The sequence below is a fragment of the Labilibaculum antarcticum genome (assembly GCF_002356295.1).
GTDB lineage: Bacteria > Bacteroidota > Bacteroidia > Bacteroidales > Marinifilaceae > Labilibaculum > Labilibaculum antarcticum.
The window spans coordinates 1,780,556-1,803,306 of sequence record NZ_AP018042.1 but is presented as its reverse complement, the minus strand read 5'-3'; the positions used below and the strand labels follow the sequence as shown (position 1 = coordinate 1,803,306).

The 22,751-nt window shown below is 36.5% G+C and carries 13 protein-coding genes; 7 read left to right on the top strand and 6 right to left on the bottom strand.

What is annotated here, in order from left to right; all coding sequences use genetic code 11:
• The first annotated feature begins 82 nt into the window (after positions 1–82).
• From ALGA_RS23345 to ALGA_RS06975, 5 genes are all read left to right on the top strand, one after another.
• Positions 83–1,210, top strand: coding sequence for a hypothetical protein (locus tag ALGA_RS23345; protein WP_231706079.1), 1,128 nt, complete (start codon positions 83–85; stop codon positions 1,208–1,210).
• 1,349 nt (positions 1,211–2,559) lie between these two features.
• Complete coding sequence (locus ALGA_RS22925; RefSeq protein WP_153244840.1) at positions 2,560–2,721, top strand: hypothetical protein; 162 nt, start codon at positions 2,560–2,562, stop codon at positions 2,719–2,721.
• A 914-nt stretch (positions 2,722–3,635) separates the two neighbouring features.
• Positions 3,636–4,310 carry a hypothetical protein gene (locus ALGA_RS06990; RefSeq protein WP_145957579.1) on the top strand — a complete coding sequence of 225 codons (675 nt, stop codon included), beginning with the start codon at positions 3,636–3,638 and terminating at the stop codon, positions 4,308–4,310.
• A gap of 950 nt (positions 4,311–5,260) precedes the next feature.
• A complete protein-coding gene (locus tag ALGA_RS06980; protein ID WP_096428644.1) occupies positions 5,261–5,932 on the top strand; it encodes an inorganic pyrophosphatase in 672 nt (223 codons plus the stop codon).
• A gap of 320 nt (positions 5,933–6,252) precedes the next feature.
• Positions 6,253–6,777, top strand: a complete 525-nt coding sequence (locus ALGA_RS06975) for a GNAT family N-acetyltransferase (protein WP_096433482.1) — start codon at positions 6,253–6,255, stop codon at positions 6,775–6,777.
• A 431-nt stretch (positions 6,778–7,208) separates the two neighbouring features.
• On the opposite strand, the gene ALGA_RS06970 is transcribed toward ALGA_RS06975, so the two are convergent.
• The 6 genes from ALGA_RS06970 to ALGA_RS06945 form a co-directional block, all read right to left on the bottom strand.
• Positions 7,209–9,575 carry an ABC transporter permease gene (locus ALGA_RS06970; protein WP_096428643.1) on the bottom strand — a complete coding sequence of 789 codons (2,367 nt, stop codon included), beginning with the start codon at positions 9,573–9,575 and terminating at the stop codon, positions 7,209–7,211.
• 69 nt (positions 9,576–9,644) lie between these two features.
• A complete protein-coding gene (locus tag ALGA_RS06965; RefSeq protein WP_096428642.1) occupies positions 9,645–12,077 on the bottom strand; it encodes an ABC transporter permease in 2,433 nt (810 codons plus the stop codon).
• A gap of 39 nt (positions 12,078–12,116) precedes the next feature.
• A complete protein-coding gene (locus tag ALGA_RS06960) occupies positions 12,117–14,471 on the bottom strand; it encodes an ABC transporter permease (protein ID WP_096428641.1) in 2,355 nt (784 codons plus the stop codon).
• Positions 14,472–14,534: 63 nt separating this feature from the next.
• Positions 14,535–16,919 carry an ABC transporter permease gene (locus ALGA_RS06955; protein ID WP_096428640.1) on the bottom strand — a complete coding sequence of 795 codons (2,385 nt, stop codon included), beginning with the start codon at positions 16,917–16,919 and terminating at the stop codon, positions 14,535–14,537.
• A gap of 164 nt (positions 16,920–17,083) precedes the next feature.
• Positions 17,084–17,776, bottom strand: coding sequence for an ABC transporter ATP-binding protein (locus ALGA_RS06950; protein WP_096428639.1), 693 nt, complete (start codon positions 17,774–17,776; stop codon positions 17,084–17,086).
• Positions 17,777–17,848: 72 nt separating this feature from the next.
• Complete coding sequence (locus ALGA_RS06945; protein WP_096433480.1) at positions 17,849–19,096, bottom strand: efflux RND transporter periplasmic adaptor subunit; 1,248 nt, start codon at positions 19,094–19,096, stop codon at positions 17,849–17,851.
• A 367-nt stretch (positions 19,097–19,463) separates the two neighbouring features.
• On the opposite strand from ALGA_RS06945, the gene ALGA_RS06940 reads away from it, so the two are divergent.
• On the top strand, positions 19,464–20,828 hold the full coding sequence (locus ALGA_RS06940; RefSeq protein WP_096428638.1) for a sigma-54-dependent transcriptional regulator: 1,365 nt from the start codon (positions 19,464–19,466) through the stop codon (positions 20,826–20,828).
• On the top strand, positions 20,818–22,173 hold the full coding sequence (locus ALGA_RS06935) for a sensor histidine kinase (protein ID WP_096428637.1): 1,356 nt from the start codon (positions 20,818–20,820) through the stop codon (positions 22,171–22,173). The genes ALGA_RS06940 and ALGA_RS06935 overlap by 11 nt, the downstream gene beginning before the upstream one ends.
• Positions 22,174–22,751 lie beyond the last annotated feature (578 nt).

Below are 22,751 nucleotides of genomic sequence, written 5' to 3'. Positions count from 1 at the left end.
TACGAACAGTTGCCAGAATTTTTATTTGTTTAGTAGATATATTGTTATATTTGGAATTGCAAAATCAAAAAAAAAACTGGCTATGGTTAAAGAACTTTTTGTTTCCTTTAAAGATAATATCAATTCTAAAATAACAAATCCGTTTTTTGGAACCCTCATTATTGTTTGGTTATTCCATAATTATAAATTTATTTATACGGTTTTTACTTTTGAGAAAACTAAATTACCTGGTGCAAGGCTTAATTTTATTGGTACTCTTTTGGAGCCTTGGCCTTTTATTATAAATCTTTTATGGTGTATACTATGGGCAATTGGAGTACTACTTTTCACCTATATTTTAATAAATTTGACTCGTTTAATTGTTTTAGCATCAGATGATATACTTAAACCATGGGGGACAAGACTGGTTGCTCCTTATAAGATTGTTCAAAAAGAAAAATTTGATAACCAAGTAAAAGCAACAGAGAGTATTCAGAAAAGGTATGATGATGAGCTAGAAGCAAAATTACATAATCAGAATAAAGTTGATGACCTAGATAATAAACTTAAAGATAAACAGAAAATAATAGATGACTTACAAGAGAAGTTAAACAATGCTTTGATAAATAATTCGCTTCATGAGAGTGATTTATCTGCTATTGGGATAGCTGATTTACAAAAGAAAGCTGATGAAGTAATAGAAAAAGGTAATTCATCAAGTTTACCGGATAATTTAGATAAAGATCAAGATAATTTTCAAGGGAAATATGCTAAAAGAATAAAGAAAATACTTAGAGACAAAGATCTTATCAATTTATTTAATGATTTTAGTATTGAAATTTTGAAGAAAGGAGTACGAGAATTAGATAAGGATTCAGACGAGCTACTGTTAGCAGATTTAATTACTATAGAAAAGGAATTTGATGATGGCAGTAATCGTTTTACTTTTACAGAATTTGGAAAAGAGTTAAGAGAGTATTTATTGAACAATTCTTTATTTGATAATACTTCTTCAGAGACATTTTCAGGAGAATACTATGTGAATATTAATGCACAATCAAATGGGGATCATGAAGTTCATAAATCTAGTTGTTCTTATCTTCCCAGTTCTGAAAATAGGAAATATTTGGGACATTTCAATAATTGTCGTGATGCAATGAAAGAAGCTAAAAAATCCTATAACCAAGTGAATGGTTGTAACTATTGCAATAGTGCTTGTCACACGAGTTAAATATCCGGATTTCCTATCTATTTAATAAAATAGGGATCACAGATCCCCAGCTCGAAACCTGCGGCTTGCAAATCAGCAGGAGCTGCTATTCTTTGCCTCTGGCTTAAGGCAGAGGATTTTTATTAGCTTGGGTTAAAACCCGAGGCAATTTGTAAATTCTCGTAAGCTAATTATTAATTATATGTTTTTGTATTTAAGAAAGAGTCTCATTGTTAGTGGTGATTATTTGGCTAATTGCGAGAGATTGAACAATTCTGTGATTGGGTACTTGGATAGGATGAATGTCCGTTCAGAAATACATGCTAATAAAATTTGTTTCAAAAATATCAGAAAAAATTCCACTGATTTAGGTGAGAATAAAAGCGATGCCATGAAATTGTTACGGGAGGGAGAAATTTATTTCTCAGAAAAGTCTTCTAATGAAATTAAAATTTCGTGGAAAATAAATTTGGAGTACCTCCTATTTATGTCAGTTTTGTTTGGAGTTGTGGTTGGATTTATTGCGTGGTTTTATTTTGGGTATTCATTGGTTTTTGGTTTGTTGCTATTAAGTTCTCTAAGTGTGTTAGTATATATTATAGGGTGTTTTTTGATTAAGGAAAAGATGAATTCTTTGATTGATAGGATTCTTAAGGATAATGATCTTTTAATTTGAATCCTTCGGATTCATATGTCTATAGCAGGAGAATCAGCCTGCATGATTCGACTCCGAAGGAGTCGTACGATTTCCTCACCATCATTTCCTATAAACATATAATCCCTACGGGATATTTTGCATTCAATTATTGATTGTAGGGTAATGCCATATCGTGTGCGTTTTTTGTTTGATGTTTTGGAATTTGATGATATGAATTCGGATACGACATGTCGTATCCCTACGGTGTTACTAAATAGATTGGTAATTGTATTGAATCAATTTGTTTTGATTGAATATTTGTAGGGTCATGCCATGGCTTGTGCGTTTTTTGTGGTTTGTAATTTCGGATTGCGTTGAATGTGATGATCTGAATTGTGGATACGTTATGTCGTATCCCTAAGGCGTTACCAAATAGATTGGTAATTGCATTGAACCAATGTGTTTTGATTGAATATTTGTAGGGTCATGCCATGGCGTGACTTTTTTTGTTGGTTAGAAATTGCGTGAATGTGATCATGTGAAATGCGGATACGACATGTCGTATCCCTACGGCATTACCAAATAGATTGGTAATTGTATTGAATCAATTTGTTTTGATTGAATATTTGTAGGGTCATGCCATGGCTTGTGCGTTTTTTGTTGGTTAGAAATTGCGTGAATGCGATGATCGGAATTGTGGATACGACATGTCGTATCCCTACAGCATTACCGAATGAGATTGGAAATTGTTTTGAACGAATGTGTTTTGATTGAATTGCGTAGGGTCATGTCATGGTGTGTGCATTTTTTGTGGTTTGTAATTTCGGATTCTGTTGAATGCGATGATCTGAATTGCGGATACGACATGTCGTATCCCTACGGCGTTACCAAATAGATTGGTAATTGCATTGAACGAATGTGTTTTGATTGAATTGCGTAGGGTCATGCCATGGCGTGACTTTTTTTGTTGGTTAGAAATTGCGTGAATGTGATGATATGAATTGTGGATAGGACATGTCGTATCCCTACGGCGTTACCAAATAGATTGGTAATTGCATTGAACCAATGTGTTTTGAGTGAATGTTTGTAGGGTCATTCCGTGGCTTGTGCTTTTTTTGTGGTTTGTAATTTCGGATTGCCTTGAATGCGATGAGCTGAATTGTGGATAGGACATGTCGTATGTCTGCGGCATTGACGAATGAGATTGGAAATTGTTTTGAACGAATGTGTTTTGATTGAATTGCGTAATGTCATGCCATGGCGTGACCTTTTTTTGTGGTTTGTAATTTCGGATTCTGTTGAATGCGATGATTGGAATTGTGGATACGACATGTCGTATCCCTACAGCATTACCGAATGAGATTGGAAATTGTTTTGAACGAATGTGTTTTGATTGAATTGCGTAGGGTCATGCCATGGTGTGTGCATTTTTTGTGGTTTGTAATTTTGGATTGCGTTGAATGCGAAGATCTGAATTGCGGATAGGACATGTCGTATGCCTGCGGCATTGACGAATAGATTGGTAATTGTGTTGAATAAATTGCAGACATGCTATGTTTCTAGATGTGCAAATAAAAAAAAGTGTATTTTACCGCATAATTAATCTAAAAAACAGATTGTTTATCATATGTATTGTTTTATATTTATTGATCCGATCCTAAAAAAGGATGTAAAGCGATTGATTGAGTGGTGAATGGAGTGTTGCAGAAGGAGTATTTCCTGAAGGTGGAGAGCTGAGATCGGCTATTTTAAATGGATTGAATAATTATCAATTAAATTGTAATAAAATAACCTTTAAGTATTTAAATTATGGCAACATTATTACGGGACAAGATGTCCTCCGAATCGCACATTAGTTATAGTGAAAGACATGTACGTTTGTGCCAGCAAACTAAGGGAGCCAAAAGTTTGGCTCGAAACATCGAACCAAAAATTGAAGACCTGCAAATTAAAGTCAATTATCGTTTTGAAAAAGTAAAGTTGCGCTATTCTGCCTACGATGGTATTGTACTGCACGATGGTATTTTAGATGATAGCATTAAAAATTTGGCTGATAGTGCAAAACAATACGATAGAAGTAATCCGGGTCGATCGGTATTTGAGATGTTATTTCCCGATGGGCCACCATCGAGTATCACCGATGCTTCTTTTAGTAAGGAGGTAGATAAGGCCGATCAGTTATTGGTTCGTCTGCAATCTTTAGGCGAGGAACACGCTTTGCTTAGTCATGTTAAAATTTTACGCACTGCAATTGATGCATCGCGGCAGGCGATAGCATCACACCAAGAGGCTGTTTCGGATGAGAATACTGCTTTTGCCCAGGAGCAGTTGGCTCAGGCTGCTTTGCGTGAGCAGTACGAATTTAATTATTTGGATGCCGTGAAATTATTTGGAAAGAACCATGCCAATCGTCTGTTTCCAAAGCCATCGGGTGGAAGGAGAAAAATAATTGAAGAGGTTATTAGTGAAGCGGAAGCTTTGTAGAAAGGGCAAATTAAGTTTTCACTGACAGAAATGCATTGCCTGCAGCAGGAGCGTAGTTTGAATGATTCAAACTACGCTCCTTTTTTTGGGAACAGGCTCGGAAGCCTTCGAAGCAGCTTCCCGCAAGAGGGCCGTCTGTCGGGAAGCCTCCAGACCGTGTTCCCGAAGTTGGGAATCGGCCTTGGAGCATTTGGTAGTGGGTTCCCGAATTTGGGAAGGCAGTTTAGCTGATTCGGAGCACATTGCCTTCACGCGGGAATGCATGTTGAAGTGTTCAAACCAGTCTCCTGCAAATGGGAATGGACTTTTAGGGAATTGACCTGAATTTAGTAGGGATGGGAGAATATAATCTGGTGAAATGGGATCGCAGATCCCCAACTCGAAACCTGCTGATTGCAAATCAGCAGGAGCTGCGATTTTTTGTTTTTGGCTTTAGGCAGAGGATTTGTTTTTGTTGGGCCGTGTTAAAATCGGAGGTAATTGATACCTCTAAATGTCCTAAAGGATACGACATGTCCTAAAGGATACGACATGTCGTATCCCTACGGTGTTACCAAATAGATTGGTAATTGCATTGAACCAATCTGTTTTGATTGATTATTTGTAGGGTCATGCCATGGCGTGTGCGTTTTTGTTTGATGATATAAATTGTGGATGCCATAAAAACAATTGAAATGGAAATTTGGGGCAGGGATGGGTTAGGGATTGAAGAGGAAAGCCCGCAGGCATATTTGGCAGGTGGGGGGGATGGCGAGGACTTGGAACGAAAAGCCCGGCCGACTAAAAGGAGGAAACCCCCACATTAGTATGGCGATAAACACTCATTTCTCAGATTTAAGGGAAAAGAAAAAGACGAATAGGTTGTTTTTTATATTGTTTTCTTACATTTGCTTTACCTAAATATTAAGATCGTTGTGCTAAAAAACGTAGCTTAAAAAGAAAAACCTACTATGGGAAACAAATTGAATGATCCTATCGCAAGATTATTGGGATTGCGTTACAAGTCGCATCCATGGCATGGAATAGATGTTGGAGACAATGCGCCGAATTCGGTAATGGCTTTTATTGAAATGGTTCCTACTGATACGGTTAAGTATGAAGTGGACAAAACGAGTGGTTATTTAAAGATTGATCGTCCTCAGAAATATTCGAATGTAGTTCCTGCTTTGTATGGATTTTTACCACAAACTTATTGTGGAAAATCGGTTGGAGAATTCTGCAGCGAAAAATCGGGTAAGGAAAATGTTCAGGGTGATTTGGATCCTTTGGATATTTGTATTTTGACTGAAAAAGTGATATCGCACGGTGATATTATTGCGGAGGTTCGCCCGATTGGTGGTTTTCGAATGATTGACGGAAAAGAGGCCGATGATAAGATTATTGCTGTTTTGATGAATGATGCTACTTATGGTTCATATCAGGATATTTCGGATTGTTCGGATGTGGTTGTAGGTCGTTTAAAACATTATTTCTTGACCTATAAGGATATGCCAGGTTTGGAAAGCGAAGCTGAAATTACACATGTTTATGGTGTTGAAGAAGCTCACGAAGTAATTATCCGGTCGATGAATGATTACAAAACCAAATTTGAGAATTTGGAAGATATTCTAAGACATGTTTAATAAATTACTAATTACGAAATAGTAATTACAAATTAGAAAGCGATATGAAGCGATGGTTCGAAAGAACTGTCGCTTTTTTTGTTTTCTAACCACTAAGTGCTCGAAGTGGTGGCTTTAAATTTCAGAAAGTTTTATTTTCAAACATCGAATAATTCAAGGGGCAGATATCCTAGGTTGAGTGTGGAATATGAATTGAAACTTACTTAAATGTTATAATTTAGTCTAAATAAGAATTTTAAGTGAAAAAAATTTGCACATTTGATGGATATGTGCGAGATTAAAAATATTGATTTTTTGTAATGTACAAAGGAGAGCTAAGAATGAAAATATTGATTGAAACAGAAAGATTATATCTACGGGAAATATTGCCAACCGATGCCGAAAGCATGTTTGAAATGGATTCCGATGCTGAGGTTTATAAATTTTTAGGACGTAAGCCAATTCGTAATATTGAGCAAAGTAAAAAGATGATTGAATCGATTCAGGAACAGTACAAAAAAAATGGCATTGGTCGTTGGGCAATTATTGAAAAGGAATCGGGGAATTTTATTGGCTGGACTGGTTTTAAATTTGAAAAGGAAAACCAGAATGGTCATAGTAATTTTTATAATCTGAAATTTAGATTGTTGCGCAAGTATTGGGGAAAAGGATACATCACCGAAGCTACGAAGGCGGCTATTGAATATGCTTTTACCGAAGTGAAAATTCCCGAAATTTACAGCATGACCTTGCTTAGCAATCTGAAATCGCAACGTGTATTGGACAAGTTAGGTTTGCAGTTGGTGGAAAAATTCAATTATCAGGGTGATGATATTACCTGGTATAAACTAAGTAGAAATGAATAATTAAAAATTAGTAATGAATATTGGATTCAGTCTTTAGAGCTTTTGATGATCGTATAAAGGATTTTCAAAAGCTCTTTTTTTTATTTACTGACATGGTTTTCCAAATTACATATAGTAATATCCATTGCCTCGGGTTTTAACCCGGGGATTTTTAATGTGATTGCCCCAGCTAAAGCAGGGGACAAATGATATTGTTCATAGCAATGATTATTCATCCATTGCCTTTGGCTTTAGCCAGAGGATTTGTAAGTAAGTATTTGATCATTTATTTTGTTTAGGGATTTTGAGCTGTTCAATTGCCCCAGCTAAAGCAGAGGGCAAAGTGATTTGTGAGGTTTTTATTATTTTTTTGTTTTTAATACGAAAGTTTATCTGTCACATTTGGAAATATTCTTTGCCTCGGGTTTTAACCCGGGGATTTTTAATAGTATTTACTCATAACGAAGCGATTCCACCGGATTTCTTGTTGCCACTCTCCACGACTGAAAAGAAACCGTTAGTAGAGTAATTCCTATGGCGATAATCCCTGCCAAGGCAAAAATCCACCATGAAAGTTCTGTTTTGTAGGCAAAGTTTTCGAGCCATTTGTTCATAACGTAAAAGGCTATGGGGCATGCAATAAGAAATGCGATGACTATCCATTTTGCAAATTCTTTGTTTAGCATGCTTATTATTTCGTAGGTTTTAGCTCCGTTCACTTTTCGGATACCGATTTCTTTTGTTTTTATGGAGATGGTGTTAAGTACCATTCCTAATAATCCCATTACCGAAAGCACAATTGCAAGCAGGGAGAAGGCACTGATTAGTTTTGCCTGTTGTTGTTCTGTTTGGTAGAATTCTGTAATCTGATCCGAAAGAGAATAGACTCTTACCATTTTATCTGGAGAAATCTCTTTAAATATTTTTTGAACAGACTCTGTAATTGTCTTATCATTTTTGCCTGTTGTTTTGATGGCAAACAGACTCATTTTTTTAGGGTCTTGTTGAAGAATAACCATGGGTTGAATCATTCGTCTCAAAGAGTGAGCATTAAAATCTTTTACGATTCCTTTTACATAGCATCCATTAAATATTTCACCTGCTTTCAGATTATATTTCTTGGCTGCCGACTCATTAAAAATCATTTCCGTTTGATCGGTGCGGAAGTTTCCAAAACTTTCTCCTTCCATAATAGTAAGCTCTAGAAGTTCGATCATGCCCTCACCCATAATCAATCCGTCAAATTGAATTCTTTCATTTTCGTATTGCAAATTTACAGGAAGAAAGTTATTAAAGGGGGGAATAAAAGAAGACCCGGCAGAATTCATAACCCCGGGGATTTTGCCCACTTCGGTTTGTATTACATTAAACTGATTGCTTAATTCAGGAGAGTTTAATTCGCAGATAATTATATTTTCGGGATTAATGTTTTGGGACCCGGTTTGAGCATAATGAAGCTGTTTTTTTACGGTAATAACACCAATAATCAAAACAATAAATATGGTAAAATGCAAACTCAGAAAGGAGTTGTTCCATGATTTTATTTTTGGTGTTTGTGAAACTTTACCTAAAAGCAGCAGCACGGTTGAAACTTTGGAAACATGAATACCAATGGCCATTCCTGCAACAGAACCGGTAAGCAAAATAATGATAATCAACAAGGACCATACCTGCCACATCGAAAATAATTCGAAACTCAAACTTCGGTCAAGAGTTGCATTCAAAAAAGGAATACCAAGAGCAAGAATGAAAAAAGCGGGAACAAGGCTAATGAAGGAAATTAGATTTGACTCGAGTAAGATTTGTTTTTTGATGGAAACACTTGAGGCTCCCAATGCTTTTTGGGTTCCCAACTCTTTTAATCGCACACCAATTTTTGCTTTGGTAAGAAAAATGTAATTGACAATTGCGATGAGTAAAATAAACAAGGCAATGGCCAAAAAATAGATTAACTGCTTCGAATTTCCTGCAGGCGTAAATGTATCTCCGTTAACCTCAGCTGATTTTAAGTAGATATCGGTAATTGGCTGCAAACTAAAATCCATCGTTTTACGCTGCTCGTGATTGGTACGTTCTTTATAGTTTTGGATATTGTGAACAATCGCTTCTGGATTTGCTTTTGGATTCAGGAGCAGGTAGCTATGAAACGGAAAGTGATTCCAATCTTTAAACTCTTCGTTCTCTTGTCCGTAATGCCCGTACATTTTCTGATTGTGACTGAGCACTTCTTGTGTTAAATCAATGTCGGCAATGAAATTGGCATTAAAAGTAGAATTGGCTGGGAAATTTTTGAAAATACCCGTAATCCGTAAGGATATAAATTGATTGTTTAGCTTAATTTTTAGAAACTGATTGCAGACTTCGGTGCTGTTAAAGTATTTTTTTGCGATTGCTTGAGAGATACAAACATCTGATTTTGTTTGGGCCGGTTTTCCCTGTATAAACTGAATACCAAGACAATCAAAAATGCTGGCATCCGCAAAAGCAAACCGATGATCTTGTTGAATTTCATTGCGGGAATCTTTTAGTTCAATATCGGCGGTTTGATAATATCTAAAATAATTATCAACCAAAGGAATTTCATCTTTAATTGTATTTGCCAATGGGAATGACGTACGACAATCGTTGCCTTGCAACACTCTGTAGATTAATTGCTCGTTTGGTATGGAGCCATTGAATGAGTTTTCATGGATGTAAAGCAGCATCAAAAGAAAGACACAGCCTACACCAATGCCCAATCCTAAAATACTTATTATCGATTGTGTCTTCTTCTTGAAGATATTTCGGATTGCTAACGTCAGGTTTAGAGGAAGATCCATATTCTTTTTTTTTAATAGTTTCGTTAATTTTGTTATTGCATTTCACTTTTAAGTCTTGCTACATTCAGTTTATTCATACCTCAAACTCTCCACAGGATTTCTCGTAGCGGCCCGCCACGATTGAATGGTGACTGTGCCTACTGCGATTAAAATTGCAAAAAGTCCTGCGATGGCGAAAATCCACCATGATAATTCGGTGCGGTAAGCGAAATTAGTTAGCCATCTGTTCATTATTAAGTAGGCTGTTGGACAGGCTAATATAAATGAAATAATGACCCATTTTAAAAAATCTTTGTTAATCATTAGCAGAACCTCAGCTGTTTTGGCTCCATTTACTTTTCGGACACCAATTTCTTTAATTCGCAGGCTATTATCATAAATTGCTAAACTCCACAAGCCAAGTAAGGCGACTATAATTGAAAGTATGGCAAAGCAAATTAGGATACTCAGGAATTTTTTTTCCGGTCGATACTGTTTTGCGTAAAATTCATCTAAAAAGAAGCTGTCAAAAGTGCTTTCCGGAAAGTGTTTGTTCCAAATTGAATTAATTTTGTTTGTTAGGAGTGAAATGTTATTCTTTCCAAATTTGATACTAATGGAACTTAAAGGAATCCAATTAATTTGTTGATGTTGAAAAATTACGATTGGAGGAAATGCTTTTTTTAGCGATTGCTGATGGAAATTTTTAACGACCCCAATGATTTCGTAAGGAGTATTTTGTCCTTCCAGCAAAATTTTTGATCCAACAGCATTTTCTATTGTTTGAAAACCAAAAGTTTTAGCTCCCTGCTTGTTCACAAGTATATTGAATGCTTCGGCTTTTGAGTCCCTAATGTAGTCCCTGCCTGCAATTACATCAATATTGTAGGTTGAGATAAATTCGTCATCGGAAGCAATCATTTCATAGGTCTGTGTTCCGTTGGGATCTTCAACTCGTCTGTTGGCAAAAAAGTATCCTGCTTCAACTCCAGGAACCGAACTGGATACAGTTACATTTTCTATTCCTGGAATCTTCTTTATTTCCTTACTAAAGTTTTCGACCTTAGTGTTTCTGTCTTCGGTCATGCCGGGATACTCAATTACAAGTTTGCTGTTGATATCGATACCCAATTCCTGATTGGTCATGTATACGATTTGTTTCGAGATTCCAATTACCCCAATAATAATTGTAATTGTAAGCATGAATTGGATTACAACTAGCGATTTTCTGATTGATACAGATGCTTTTGAGTGAGATAACTTACCTCTTAAAGCACTTGTAGGATTAAAAGATGAAAGGAGTAAGGATGGATATATTCCGGAAATGATAATGCCAATAATGAACGCAAAAAGTAGTTTCAACCAAAACGATGGGAGTAGAAATAAATTTAGATCGATATTTTTATCGAAAAAGGCGATGAACATATTTTTAGTTCCCAATAGGATGAGTAAACTTAAGAGTATGGCGATTGAGTTTACGATAAAAGTTTCCATCATAAATTGGGCAATCAGGTGTTTTTTATACCCACCAAAAACCTTACGGAGACTTACTTCTTTTGCTCTTTTTAAAGCACTTGCAGTTGTAATGTTTATTAGATTAATAATTGCAATTAATAGAATGGCTATTCCGATTAGAAATAGCGAATTTAAAGAGGTTTTATTTGCTTTGTCTTCTTTTTCGTATAGTTTTTGCGGGCTAAGGTGAATGTTTTCAAGTGGCTTAAGATCAATGCCCCATATTTTGTTTTGCAAAGCTTTTTTTGACTTGTATTTATCGGACATTTTTGGGAATGCTGCTTCCAAATCATTTGGATTTGTACCAGGAGCCAATTGCAGATAAGAATACGCCTCGTGCAAATACCAGGTTTCTTGTGCCCACTTTGGTAAGGTGAGATAAGACACAAGGAAATCAATTTTGATATGCGAGTTGTTTGGGAAGTTTTGAATAGCACCACTTACGATACATTCGAACTCCCGTCTCGGACATCGAAATTTTAACAGCTTGCCAACAGGATTTTCTTTACCGAAGTATTTTTCTGCTATTTCTTCAGTAATGACAACCTTTCCTCTTTCGCTGAGTGCTGTGGCAGGGTTTCCCTTTAAAAGTTTAAATGAAAACAGTTCAAAAAAGGAAGATTCACAGTAAGTAATTTTGGTTTCGCGAAAGAGAATGTCGGTATTCACATAGTTTACAACCCCCTTCTGTTCATAGATGCCAATTCTTGTAAAGTTCTCTATTCCTGGCATGTTTTCCTTCATGGCGGAGGCGTAACCAAAGGAACTTGTTCCCCATTGCGCAGTAAGTTCATCTCCTTCGTAAAAGTTACTTTCAACCCGATAAATATTTTCAGAATTCTCATGAAACTGATCAAAGCTTCGTTCAAAATAAACGTAGCTAAAAATGAGTAAAGAGACTGCAAGACTTATTGTTAGACCAAAAATCTTAATGAAAAGAATTTTTTTATCCGTAAAAATAAACTTTAAAGCACTTTTAAACAGATAGGCAAAAAAGGATAGATTCATGTTGTTTTATATTTTTGATAGGTGATCTGTAATTATTTTTTATTCGTACCTCAAACTCTCCACAGGATTCCTTGTAGCCGCTCTCCACGATTGAAACGAAACCGTCAGCAATGCAATTCCCATGGCTATTAATCCTGCCAAGGCAAATATCCACCAGCTGAGTTCTGTTTTGTAGGCAAAATTCTCGAGCCACAGGCTAACAGCATACCAGGATACGGGGCATGCAATTATGAAGGCTATTGCAATCCAAGTCAAGAAATTGACATTCAACAGATGGATTACTTCAAATGTTTTGGCTCCGTTTACTTTTCGGATACCAATTTCTTTGGTCCGTAAATTAATTTCGTGAGATATATATCCTACAAGACTTATTATTGCAAGAATGATAGCAAGTAAACTAAATAGGGAAATTGATTTTCGCAATTCCCTCTCCGTTTCATATCGATGTGCTAAACGAATATCATAAAAGGATAGATTTAGTGGATAATCTGGGGATATAACAGTCAGCAAATTCTTTAGATCATCTAATTGTTGTGATGTCGTATTTTTATTGAGATTAATTGTAATATAATTAGCATGTTGAGGTATGTACTGCTCTGGTAGTTTGTAAAAAACACACGGCATGTTTTCCACATGTGCCGAAGCCATTACAAAATCACATGTTACTCCTACAACTCTAAACTCTTTATCATTATTATCAATAATTGTTTTGCCTACAGGATTATCCCAATTCATCTGCTCAGCCAACTTTTGGTTGATAACAACAATTTGTTGATCATTCTCTGAAAATGAGGAGAAGTCCATGCCTTTTGCCATTTTCATTTCTAGAGCCTTGAAAAAGTATCGATCGACATGAAGAAAACGGCTGATATGATACTTATCTCTTTCACTTGGTATCGTATAACTATTGCCACTCAACCAATTTAAAAGAAGATCGGTTGAAGCACTAACATCATTTACAAAAGACTGCTTTCTTAACTCATCCAAAAGTTTCGTACAATTCTTTCTAGCTTCATCGCCAGTCATCTCAATGTAAGCCAACCCTTTTGTTCGATATCCCATATCGATATGCTCGATATGTTGTAACTGACGAAAAACAAACAAAAGCATAATAAGCAAAGTAATTACACCTGTCATTTGTGCAGTTAGTAGTATTTTTTTTCCCTTTGATTCGATGCTGCTATCCGTCTTAGTATTCATTAATTGAAACTTAAGTCTATATAGCTTTAATATGGGCAAGCCAACAGAAAGCAAAAGTCCCAGACAAATAATAACACTCACAAAGAATATAGAATAGCTGTTAAAATCAATTGGGTTGGTCCAGTTCAAGTAATGACTCGTGAATTTTGATAAGGGAGCTAATAAGACAATAGAAGTCAGCACCGCAAAAGCCACAAAGCCGATATGCTCTGCAGCCACAGTGCTTATAATTTGTTTTTTAGATGCTCCAAAACACTGTTGAACACCGAGCTTAGATAAATTCTTTTGAAAAGACGATAAAGAAAGTAAAACATAGTTCAAAACTGAGATGATAATAATAATACCACCTACTGCGGTCAAAATCATCAAGATATTCTTCTTGTAGATATCATATCGAATGTTAACGTCCTTCAACTCTTGAAAATAGAAAGTTTCAGTTTGATTGCTGGTTTCATCCTTACTTGTGTCAAGATATTTACCAATAACTTTGGGTATTTTTGATTCGATATCAGCAATCTTTGCATTAGGAATTGTTTTGATGTAGCCAGTGAAACTATCGCCACCATCCCAACCCGTGTAGTACTTTTTTTCTGCACGTATTGTTTCAAATGAAATTGCAATATCAAACTGTAGATGACTGTTTGATGGAATATTTGCAAAAACACCCTCCACCTGATAAGCTTTATTATTAGAATCATAGATTAGCTGTCCCACGGCTTCTTTATCTCCAAAAAATCTCTTCGAAACACTTTCTGAAATCATCACAGTGTGTGCGCCTCTCAATTCATATTTTGTTGATTTCTTAATTATCGGAAAACTAAAAAAGTTAAAGAAAGTTGAATCTGCGTAGATACAGGTTTCGGAAAAATGATTTTCAATAGTTGAGAAACTCATTTTGCCACAATTCTTTATCAAGGCATAGTTTTCTATTTCAGGAATATTGTCCTTTAAAGCTGTTGCCAAAGGAGCAATGATGATAGGCGAATCATCTACCATTCCATCATTGTTCCACAAACAACCAATACGATAAATTTGATCACCATCTGCATGAAAATCATCATAGGTAAATTGATAGGCTATATGTGTAAAAATGAGAAACGAAACCGTAAACCCAATCACTAAAGAAAGGAGTTTAAAGAAACTTATATTACGGCTACGTAACAGTTGGCGTATAATCAGTTTAATACTTAACATGTAACTGTCTGTGTTATAAATACTCTATTTTTAAGATCTTCTTTTATTCAGGGATTATAGTTATTATTCGTACCTCAAACTCTCCACAGGATTCCTTGTTGCCGCTCTCCAGGATTGAAACGAAACCGTAAGCAGTGCAATTCCCATGGCTATTAATCCTGCCAAGGCAAATATCCACCAGCTGAGTTCTGTTTTGTAGGCAAAATTTTCGAGCCATTTGTGCATGGCATACCAGGCAATGGGGCAGGCCAAAACGAAGGCAATAGCGACCCATTTTGCAAATCCTTTGTTTAGCATTGTTATGATTTCGCGAGTTTTAGCGCCATTTGCCTTACGGATGCCTATTTCTTTGGTTCGTTGTTCGGAGGTAAAATAGGAGAGTGCACTAATTCCGAGTATTCCGATGATAATGCCAAGGATAGAGAAACTCATTAAAATTCGTTTAAGAATGTTCTCCGATTTGTATTGCTGTGCAATTTTATCATCCATAAAGAAGTAGTCCATTTTTTGGTTGGGATAGTGTTTTTGCCACTCTTCCTGAATACTGCTCATTGCTGTTCTTATATTCCCTAGAGATACTCTAACATGAATAAATCTGCCTCTGCTTCGGGATTCATCAATAATGAAAATATAGTCGCCAATTTGATCGTGTGCAGAACTATAATTGAAATCTGCCACAACTCCTATGATATCAACTCTTCTCTGATCAGCCTCCAAAGGTATTCCTGATCGGTATGAATTCATATCCTCAAGAGTTTGGTGTTTTTCCATCAATCTTTTGTACAGGTGTTCGTTGATCACCATTCCTTCGATAGTATCTTTTGAAATATTGATGTAGTTATGAATAAATGGAATGTTCATGGTTTTCAAAAAATCATAATTAGCCATCGACATTTCAGCGGTTCCTTCAATCCCAAAACCTTCCAGTGAAATGGTTTGTGTGGGATATCCAAAATGTTGCATAGTGAACCCAACTGACTCGATGAGTGATTTTTTTCTTAGCTCATTGGCAAATACATTGGGGTCTTTCGAAAAATCGGTCAGCTTAAGAACAACAATATTGTTTTTTGCAAAGCCAAGAGGTTTATCGAGCAGGTATGAGATTTGTTTGTTGACCAAAATTGCAGATGAAATGAGCACAATTACGATCATGATTTGAAAAATCATTAATGGTTGTAAAATGTGCCTGCCACTTAAAGATGTGTGGCCTTTAATAATATCACTGGTTGAATTATTGTTTAAAATAAAAAAGCGCACAAAAAGAATACTTAAAATCCCACTAAATAGTAGAACAGCCAATGCTGCCGTATAAATTATCGGTTCGGAATAGAAAACATCGAATTGAATTTCATAGAAATTATTAATGTAAGGTGTTATTATTTCAATCAGAAATAAGGAGATGATGACTGATAAGAAACAAAGAAGAAGTACTTCAATAAGAACCTGAGTCAATAAGTGTTTTCTGTGAGCTCCGATTGATGATTTCAGTCCAAATTCTTTTGACCTTTTGAAGAGGTTTACTGTGATTAAGCTAACAAAATTGATTAGTGAAATTAGTAATATAACCAGGGCAACTATTGTGAATAAATTGATGTTTATTTTTGTGTTGCTTTCTTTTAATTCAAATCTGAAATTGGATTTTAAGTGAATATCGGTAAGCTTTACAAGCTTGAATTTGTAATCTTTAGGTCCTCGGGTTTGTCTAAAGCTTGAATTATTGAATGTATTGAGGATTTTTTCTTCAACAATGGAAGGCGAAACTCCTTTTTTCAATTTTAGGTAGTTGTAAACCCATTGAGTTTTTCTTTCTGTTAAAGAGGTATAACGTTCTTCAAGGGAGCCTTTTTGAGAAAGTAGAATTTCGCAATTAAAATGAGTTTTGATGGGTGTGTTTTTAACGATACCAATAATTTCATATTTCCCAAAGTCTCTACCGTATTGCAAGCGCTCAACATCAATGTATTGTCCGATTGGGTTTTTATTTTCAAAATATTTTTTTGCAAATCGTTCTGAAATAAAGGCAACATTGGGTTTTGTAATTTCAGATAGGTTACCAATAAGGCTTTCAATACCAAATAGGTTCATGAAATTGGTATCGACCGATAAAATATCCTTTTGTGATACGATTTGTTCATGTATTTTAATGGTTCCTACTGGACAATGTGAAAATTGTGTTGCGTCTTCTACTTCCGGAAAATTGGAAGAGGCTTCCTTTATAAATCCTAAACTTCTAGCCCATGGATCATCTATGTGCGATGGGGTAGAAATTACCCTGTAAATATTCTGATGATCGTTGATATGCTTATCGTAGCTTTTTTCGTTTTGCACATGAATGAACAAGACAAAAAAGGAAGCAATTCCAATGCTGAGACCCAGTATGTTGGTTGCAGAAAAAGCTCTATTCTTAAGCAGGCGTAAAACGGATAATTTTAAATGATACCAAAGCATAATTTTCTTTTTTATTTATTCGTACCTCAAACTCTCCACAGGATTCCTTGTAGCCGCTCTCCACGATTGAAACGAAACGGTAAGCAGTGTAATTCCTATTGCAATGATTCCTGCCAAGGCAAATATCCACCAGCTGAGTTCTGTTTTGCACGTAAAATTTGGGGCTATAAAGAATGCTCACCCACCAAACTCTCTTCCATAACAACTTTTCCATCAAATAGATTAATGATTCGGTGGGCATAGCCGGCATCTTGAATGGAGTGAGTCACCATGATGATTGTTGTTCCTTCGCGGTTCAGTTCGGTAAGCAGTTCCATTACTTCCTGACCGTTTTTTGAGTCCAGATTACCTGTTGGCTCATCGGCAAGGATTAATCCTGGGTTGGAAACCACTGCACGGGCAATGGCCACACGTTGCTGCTGTCCACCTGATAGTTGCTGAGGATAATGTTTTGCACGGTGACTCATGTTCATGCGTTCCAACACTTTATTCACCATTTCTTTGCGGGTTTTGCTGCTGATGCGCTGATAAACCAAGGGCATTTCCACATTTTCGAATACATTCAACTCATCAATCAGGTTAAAACTTTGAAATACAAAACCAATGTTTCCTTTTCGTAAATCGGTTCGCTGACCTTCTTTTAAACCTGCCACTTCGGTGTTGTCGAAAGTGTATTGTCCTTCCGAAGGATTATCGAGCAAACCCAGAATGTTCATAAGGGTAGATTTCCCGCAACCCGATGGGCCCATAATGGCAACAAATTCGCCTTTGTTGATTTTCAGATTTACACTGTTAAGAGCCAAAGTTTCAATTTCATCGGTTCTAAATACTTTGCTTAGGTTTACTGTGTTAATCATAGCTATCTAATTTTTGAATTTATTTTTATGTGTAATTTACGCATTCGTTTTTTTAAGTTCAATACAGGAGCATTATTTAAAATCAATCCGCTCATTGTCTCCGAAAGTATCGTAGCTCGAAGTAATTACTTTCTCACCTGCCTGAAGACCTTCCAACACTTCGAAATATTGAGAATTTTGTCTGCCGATTTTAATGTTTCGCCTGGTGGCAAAGCGCCCCGATTCATCCAAAACAAATACCCATTGCCCGCCAGTGCTTTGGAAAAATCCTCCGTGTGTTAGGAGCAAGGCATCAGTCGGTTGTCCCAATTCCAGCTTGATGTGATAGGTTTGTCCGGTGCGTAATTTCTCCGGAGATTTTCCATCGAAAATCAGATCTACCTTAAAACGACCATCCCGAACCTCCGGATATACTTTTTTAGCTTTCAGAATAAACTCCTGATCGTGCCGCAGCAATGAAGCAGCTAAATTGCGGCGAACCCGGTCAATATAATGTTCGTCGACTTCGGCAGCCACCTTAAAATTGTTCAGAATATGAAGCTGTCCGATTCTCTCGCCCCGATCAATTGATTGACCGATTTCGATATCCAAACTTCCCAGCTGACCATCAGCCGGAGCTTTTATATTCAAATTCTCCAGTCGGTCCCGAACCATTTCAAGGTTCTGTTTCATATTATTTAGACTGCTGTTCATTTGTATTTTCTGATTCTCCCGAAAGATTGAATCCTGAATCATGCGCTGATATCGTAACTGACGATCTTGTAGGAGTAAGTCATAATCTTCCTTCGATCTTAGGTAGATTTCTTTCGAAACAAATCCTTTGTCGAAAAAGAGCAGGTTCTGTTCGTAATTCCTTTTTTGTCTGATGATATCGGTGTCGATGCTAAGTATTTGTTGTTTGTTGCTGATTTTCTGCTGTTCCATATTAATCAGCGTATTTCGCAACTCATTGGCCTGATAGGCAAGTGACGATTCGGTATTGAGAATTTGCAGTTTAAGATCGTTGTTGATCAGCCTAAGAATTACATCGCCTTTTTTCACCAATTCACCTTCGTCAATTAGTTTCTCAACAACTTTTCCACCTTCTTCAACATCCATGTAAATGGTCGTTTTAGGTTCAACGGTTCCAATAATCGAAATGTAATCCTTAAACTCAGCCTGCGATACTTCTGCGATGGTAAGTTTATCGAGCTCGGCACGATAGGTAGAGGTGGAACTGCTCAATAGCAACCACACTAAAAAACCAAGAAAGATGATCCCAATCAGGATATAAATATGTTTGGTTTTAAAACCTTTCTTCACTTCTATTTTACGATCCATTGACATTTTTAAGCGATTCTTTAAATTTATCAGAATAATAATATCTGTTATTTATTCATTCTATATCCAAACCTGTGCCAAGGCTTGTAAATGACATATTAATAGATGTTTGTGTTGTGGTGATGAAATTGGAGTGTAAAAAAAATGGACAATCGTTGTCTAATTTTTTGAAAAGCTTTCTACTTTAGATCTGAAAAGTAAATGAGTGAACTTGGATTGAGTAAATGAGTTTCTCATTTTAGATCTACTATCATTCCGGAAAAGTTTGGGGTATTTAAAGTTGAAAAGTGTAATCGGCTATAATACAACTAAATAATCGGTATGATTTCTAAATACTTTGTACTAATAACTAGTTACTCAAAAAAATATGAAAGAAGCCAAAATTTTAATTGTCGATGATAATAAAAGCATTCTGAGTGCTTTGGATTTGTTGTTGAATGGAAGCTGTAAAAAAGTGAAATGCTTATCGAGCCCAAATGCTTTGCTATCGGAGTTGAAAGAAGACAATTACGATGTTGTGCTTTTGGATATGAATTTTAAAGCAGGAATCAATACCGGAAATGAAGGAATTTATTGGTTGAATCAAATTTTGGAATACAATTCGGGAATGAGTGTTGTGATGATTACCGCTTACGGAGATGTTGAGTTGGCTGTAAAAGCAGTTCGCTCGGGAGCTGTCGATTTTGTATTGAAACCATGGGAGAACGAAAAAATGCTGACCACTATCGAGATGGCTTGGAAGCTAAGTCGTTCCCGAAAAGAGGTGAAGAATCTTCGTTTAAAGGAAAGTGAACTCATTGCTGAGATAAACCGAAACAAAAACCACATAATTGGCACATCATCAGCTTGGGAAAAAGTAATGGATATGGTTCGGAAAGTTGCCGTAACCAATGCGAATATCCTGATTACCGGAGAAAATGGAACCGGAAAGGAATTGGTTGCCAGGGAGATTCATCGCCTTTCAAACCGAAGCCAAAATGTGATGGTTACCGTCGATATGGGATCTATTGCTGAAAATTTGTTCGAGAGTGAATTGTTCGGTCACAAAAAAGGAGCATTCACCGATGCAGGAACAGATCGGATGGGAAAAATTGAAGCCGCAAATGAAGGCACACTCTTTCTTGACGAAATTGGAAATTTATCCATGCCAATGCAGGCGAAATTATTATCGGTCTTGGAGAACAGGGCACTAACCCGATTGGGTGAAAACTTGCCTGTTGATATTGATTTGAGATTGGTTTGTGCGACCAATTGCAATTTGGCAAAAATGATAGGAGAAGGCCGTTTCAGGGAGGATTTACTGTACCGGATAAATACCATTCAAATTGAATTACCACCCTTGCGCGATCGTATCGCTGATATTCCTGAACTGGTTGAGTTTTTTGTAAATCTGTATGTGGAAAAATACAATAAAAAGGGTTTAAGCATTTCGTCAGATGCAATTGCAAAACTACAAGCGTACCGGTGGCCCGGAAATGTACGTGAATTGCAGCATGCGATAGAAAAGGCTGTAATTCTTAGTGATACTCATCTGATTGGGACAAGAGATTTTGTTTTTAAAATGGATGAGTTTTCGGCTGTGGATGCTTATGGAGGAACACTGGAAGATATGGAGAAACAGGTGATTCTGGGGGCAATCGAAAAGCAAATGGGTAATTTGTCTGCTGTATCGGCTCAGTTAGGAGTAACACGTCAAACTTTATACAATAAAATTAAGAAGTATGGCTTATAGACATTACAATTCAGCTTTGTTTCTACGTCTTGGTTTTGTGATTTTTTTCGCAGTGCTAATTGGCTATTTTCTTTCACAGGCATCCTATTATATGGCTTTGCCAATTCTCTTGACCGAAATTGTTTTGGTATTCCAATTTGTGCGTTTTCTGAATAAAACGCACAGGCAGATGAACTATTTTGTTCAGGCCATAAAAAATGAAGACACCACCTTACGTTTTCCAATTAAAACAGGTAATGCGATTATTAACGAATTGCATCAAAGTTTGAATGAGCTCAATGGAATTTTGCAGGAGGTGCAGGTGAAAAGCAAAATTAAGGAGAAATATTTTGGAGAGATCCTTCAAAACATTGCAACCGGAGTTGTGGTACTTACCGGAGAGGGTTATGTTACCGATGTGAATTCGGCTGCTTTGGAATTGCTCGGATTAAAAACTTTTACTCATATTAAGCAGCTCAATCAAGTCGATTCAAAATTCACTTTAGGTCTTTCTGAGCTAAAAAACCGCCAGAAAAAAGTATTGGATTTGATCTTGAAAAAGGAAAGGATACAGGTAATTTCGAGATGTTCGGTAATTCGTCTGGAGAATGAAGATGTGAAGCTAATTACCTTACAGGATATCCGGGGAGAACTGGAACGAAAAGAAATTGATGCCTGGGTAAAATTGATTAGAGTACTGAGTCACGAAATAATGAATTCATTGGCTCCGGTTACTTCTATTTCTCAATCCTTACAAAGAATTTGGGAACAGAAATTGGGAGCCATATCTGATGTGTCGGAGGATATTCATGTAGAAAAAACCATTAACGGATTGGGTGTGATTACCGAAATGAGTGAAGCATTGATTCGATTTGTACAATCATATCGGGTATTGTCCAAAGCGCCGGACCCCAAGTTGGATACCATTGATGCACATTCTTTTTTCGACCGTTTGAATATTCTGTTATCACCCATAAGAGAGAGCTTTACCGGGAATCTGAAACTAATACCTCCAGCTAAAAATTATTCTTTTATTGCTGATGAACAAATGATGGTTCAGGTAATTATTAATCTGGTGAAAAATGCAGCTGAAGCTTTCAACGGACAAGCCTCTGATCTCAATGGCAACGCAAATATATCTGTGACCTCAATTAAAAAGGGTGAAATTACCGAAATCAGGGTAAGCGACAATGGCCATGGTATTGATGATGAAATTGCAGATGAAATCTTTATTCCCTTTTTTACCACAAAAGAAAATGGATCGGGTATTGGCTTGAGTTATTCCCGTCAAATAATGCGTGCCCATGGAGGAAGCCTGCTTTGCCGTTCGAAAGTGGGAGAGACCGTGTTTACGGTGAGGTGGTAGAAGAATGAAGAATTAGCTCAACCTATTGCCTTTGGCTTTAGCCAGAGGATTTGTAAGTAAGTATTTGATCATTTATTTTGTTTGAGAATTTTTGAGATGTTCAATTTCCCCAGTTAAAGCAGGAGACAAATGATGTTGTTTAAAGCGATGATTATTCATCCATTGCCTTTGGCTTTAGCCAGAGGATTTGTAGGAGTTTCATTATTTATTTTGTTTAAGGATTTTGAGATGTTCAATTGCCCCAGCTGAAGCAGGGGACAAATGATGTTGTTTAAAGCGATGATTATTCATTCATTGCCTTTAGCCATAGGATTTGTAAGCATTTGATCATTTATTTTGTTTACGGATTTTGAGCTGTTCAATTGCCCCAGCTAAAGCAGGGGACAAATGATGTTGTTCATAGCAATGATTATTCATCCATTGTCTTTGGCTTTAGCTAGAGGATTTGGAAGTAAGTATTTCATCATTTATTTTGTTTAAAGATTTTGAGCTGTTCAATTACCACAGCTGAAGCAGGGGACAAATGATGTTGTTTAAGCGATGATTATTCATCCATTGTCTTTGGCTTTAGTCAGAGG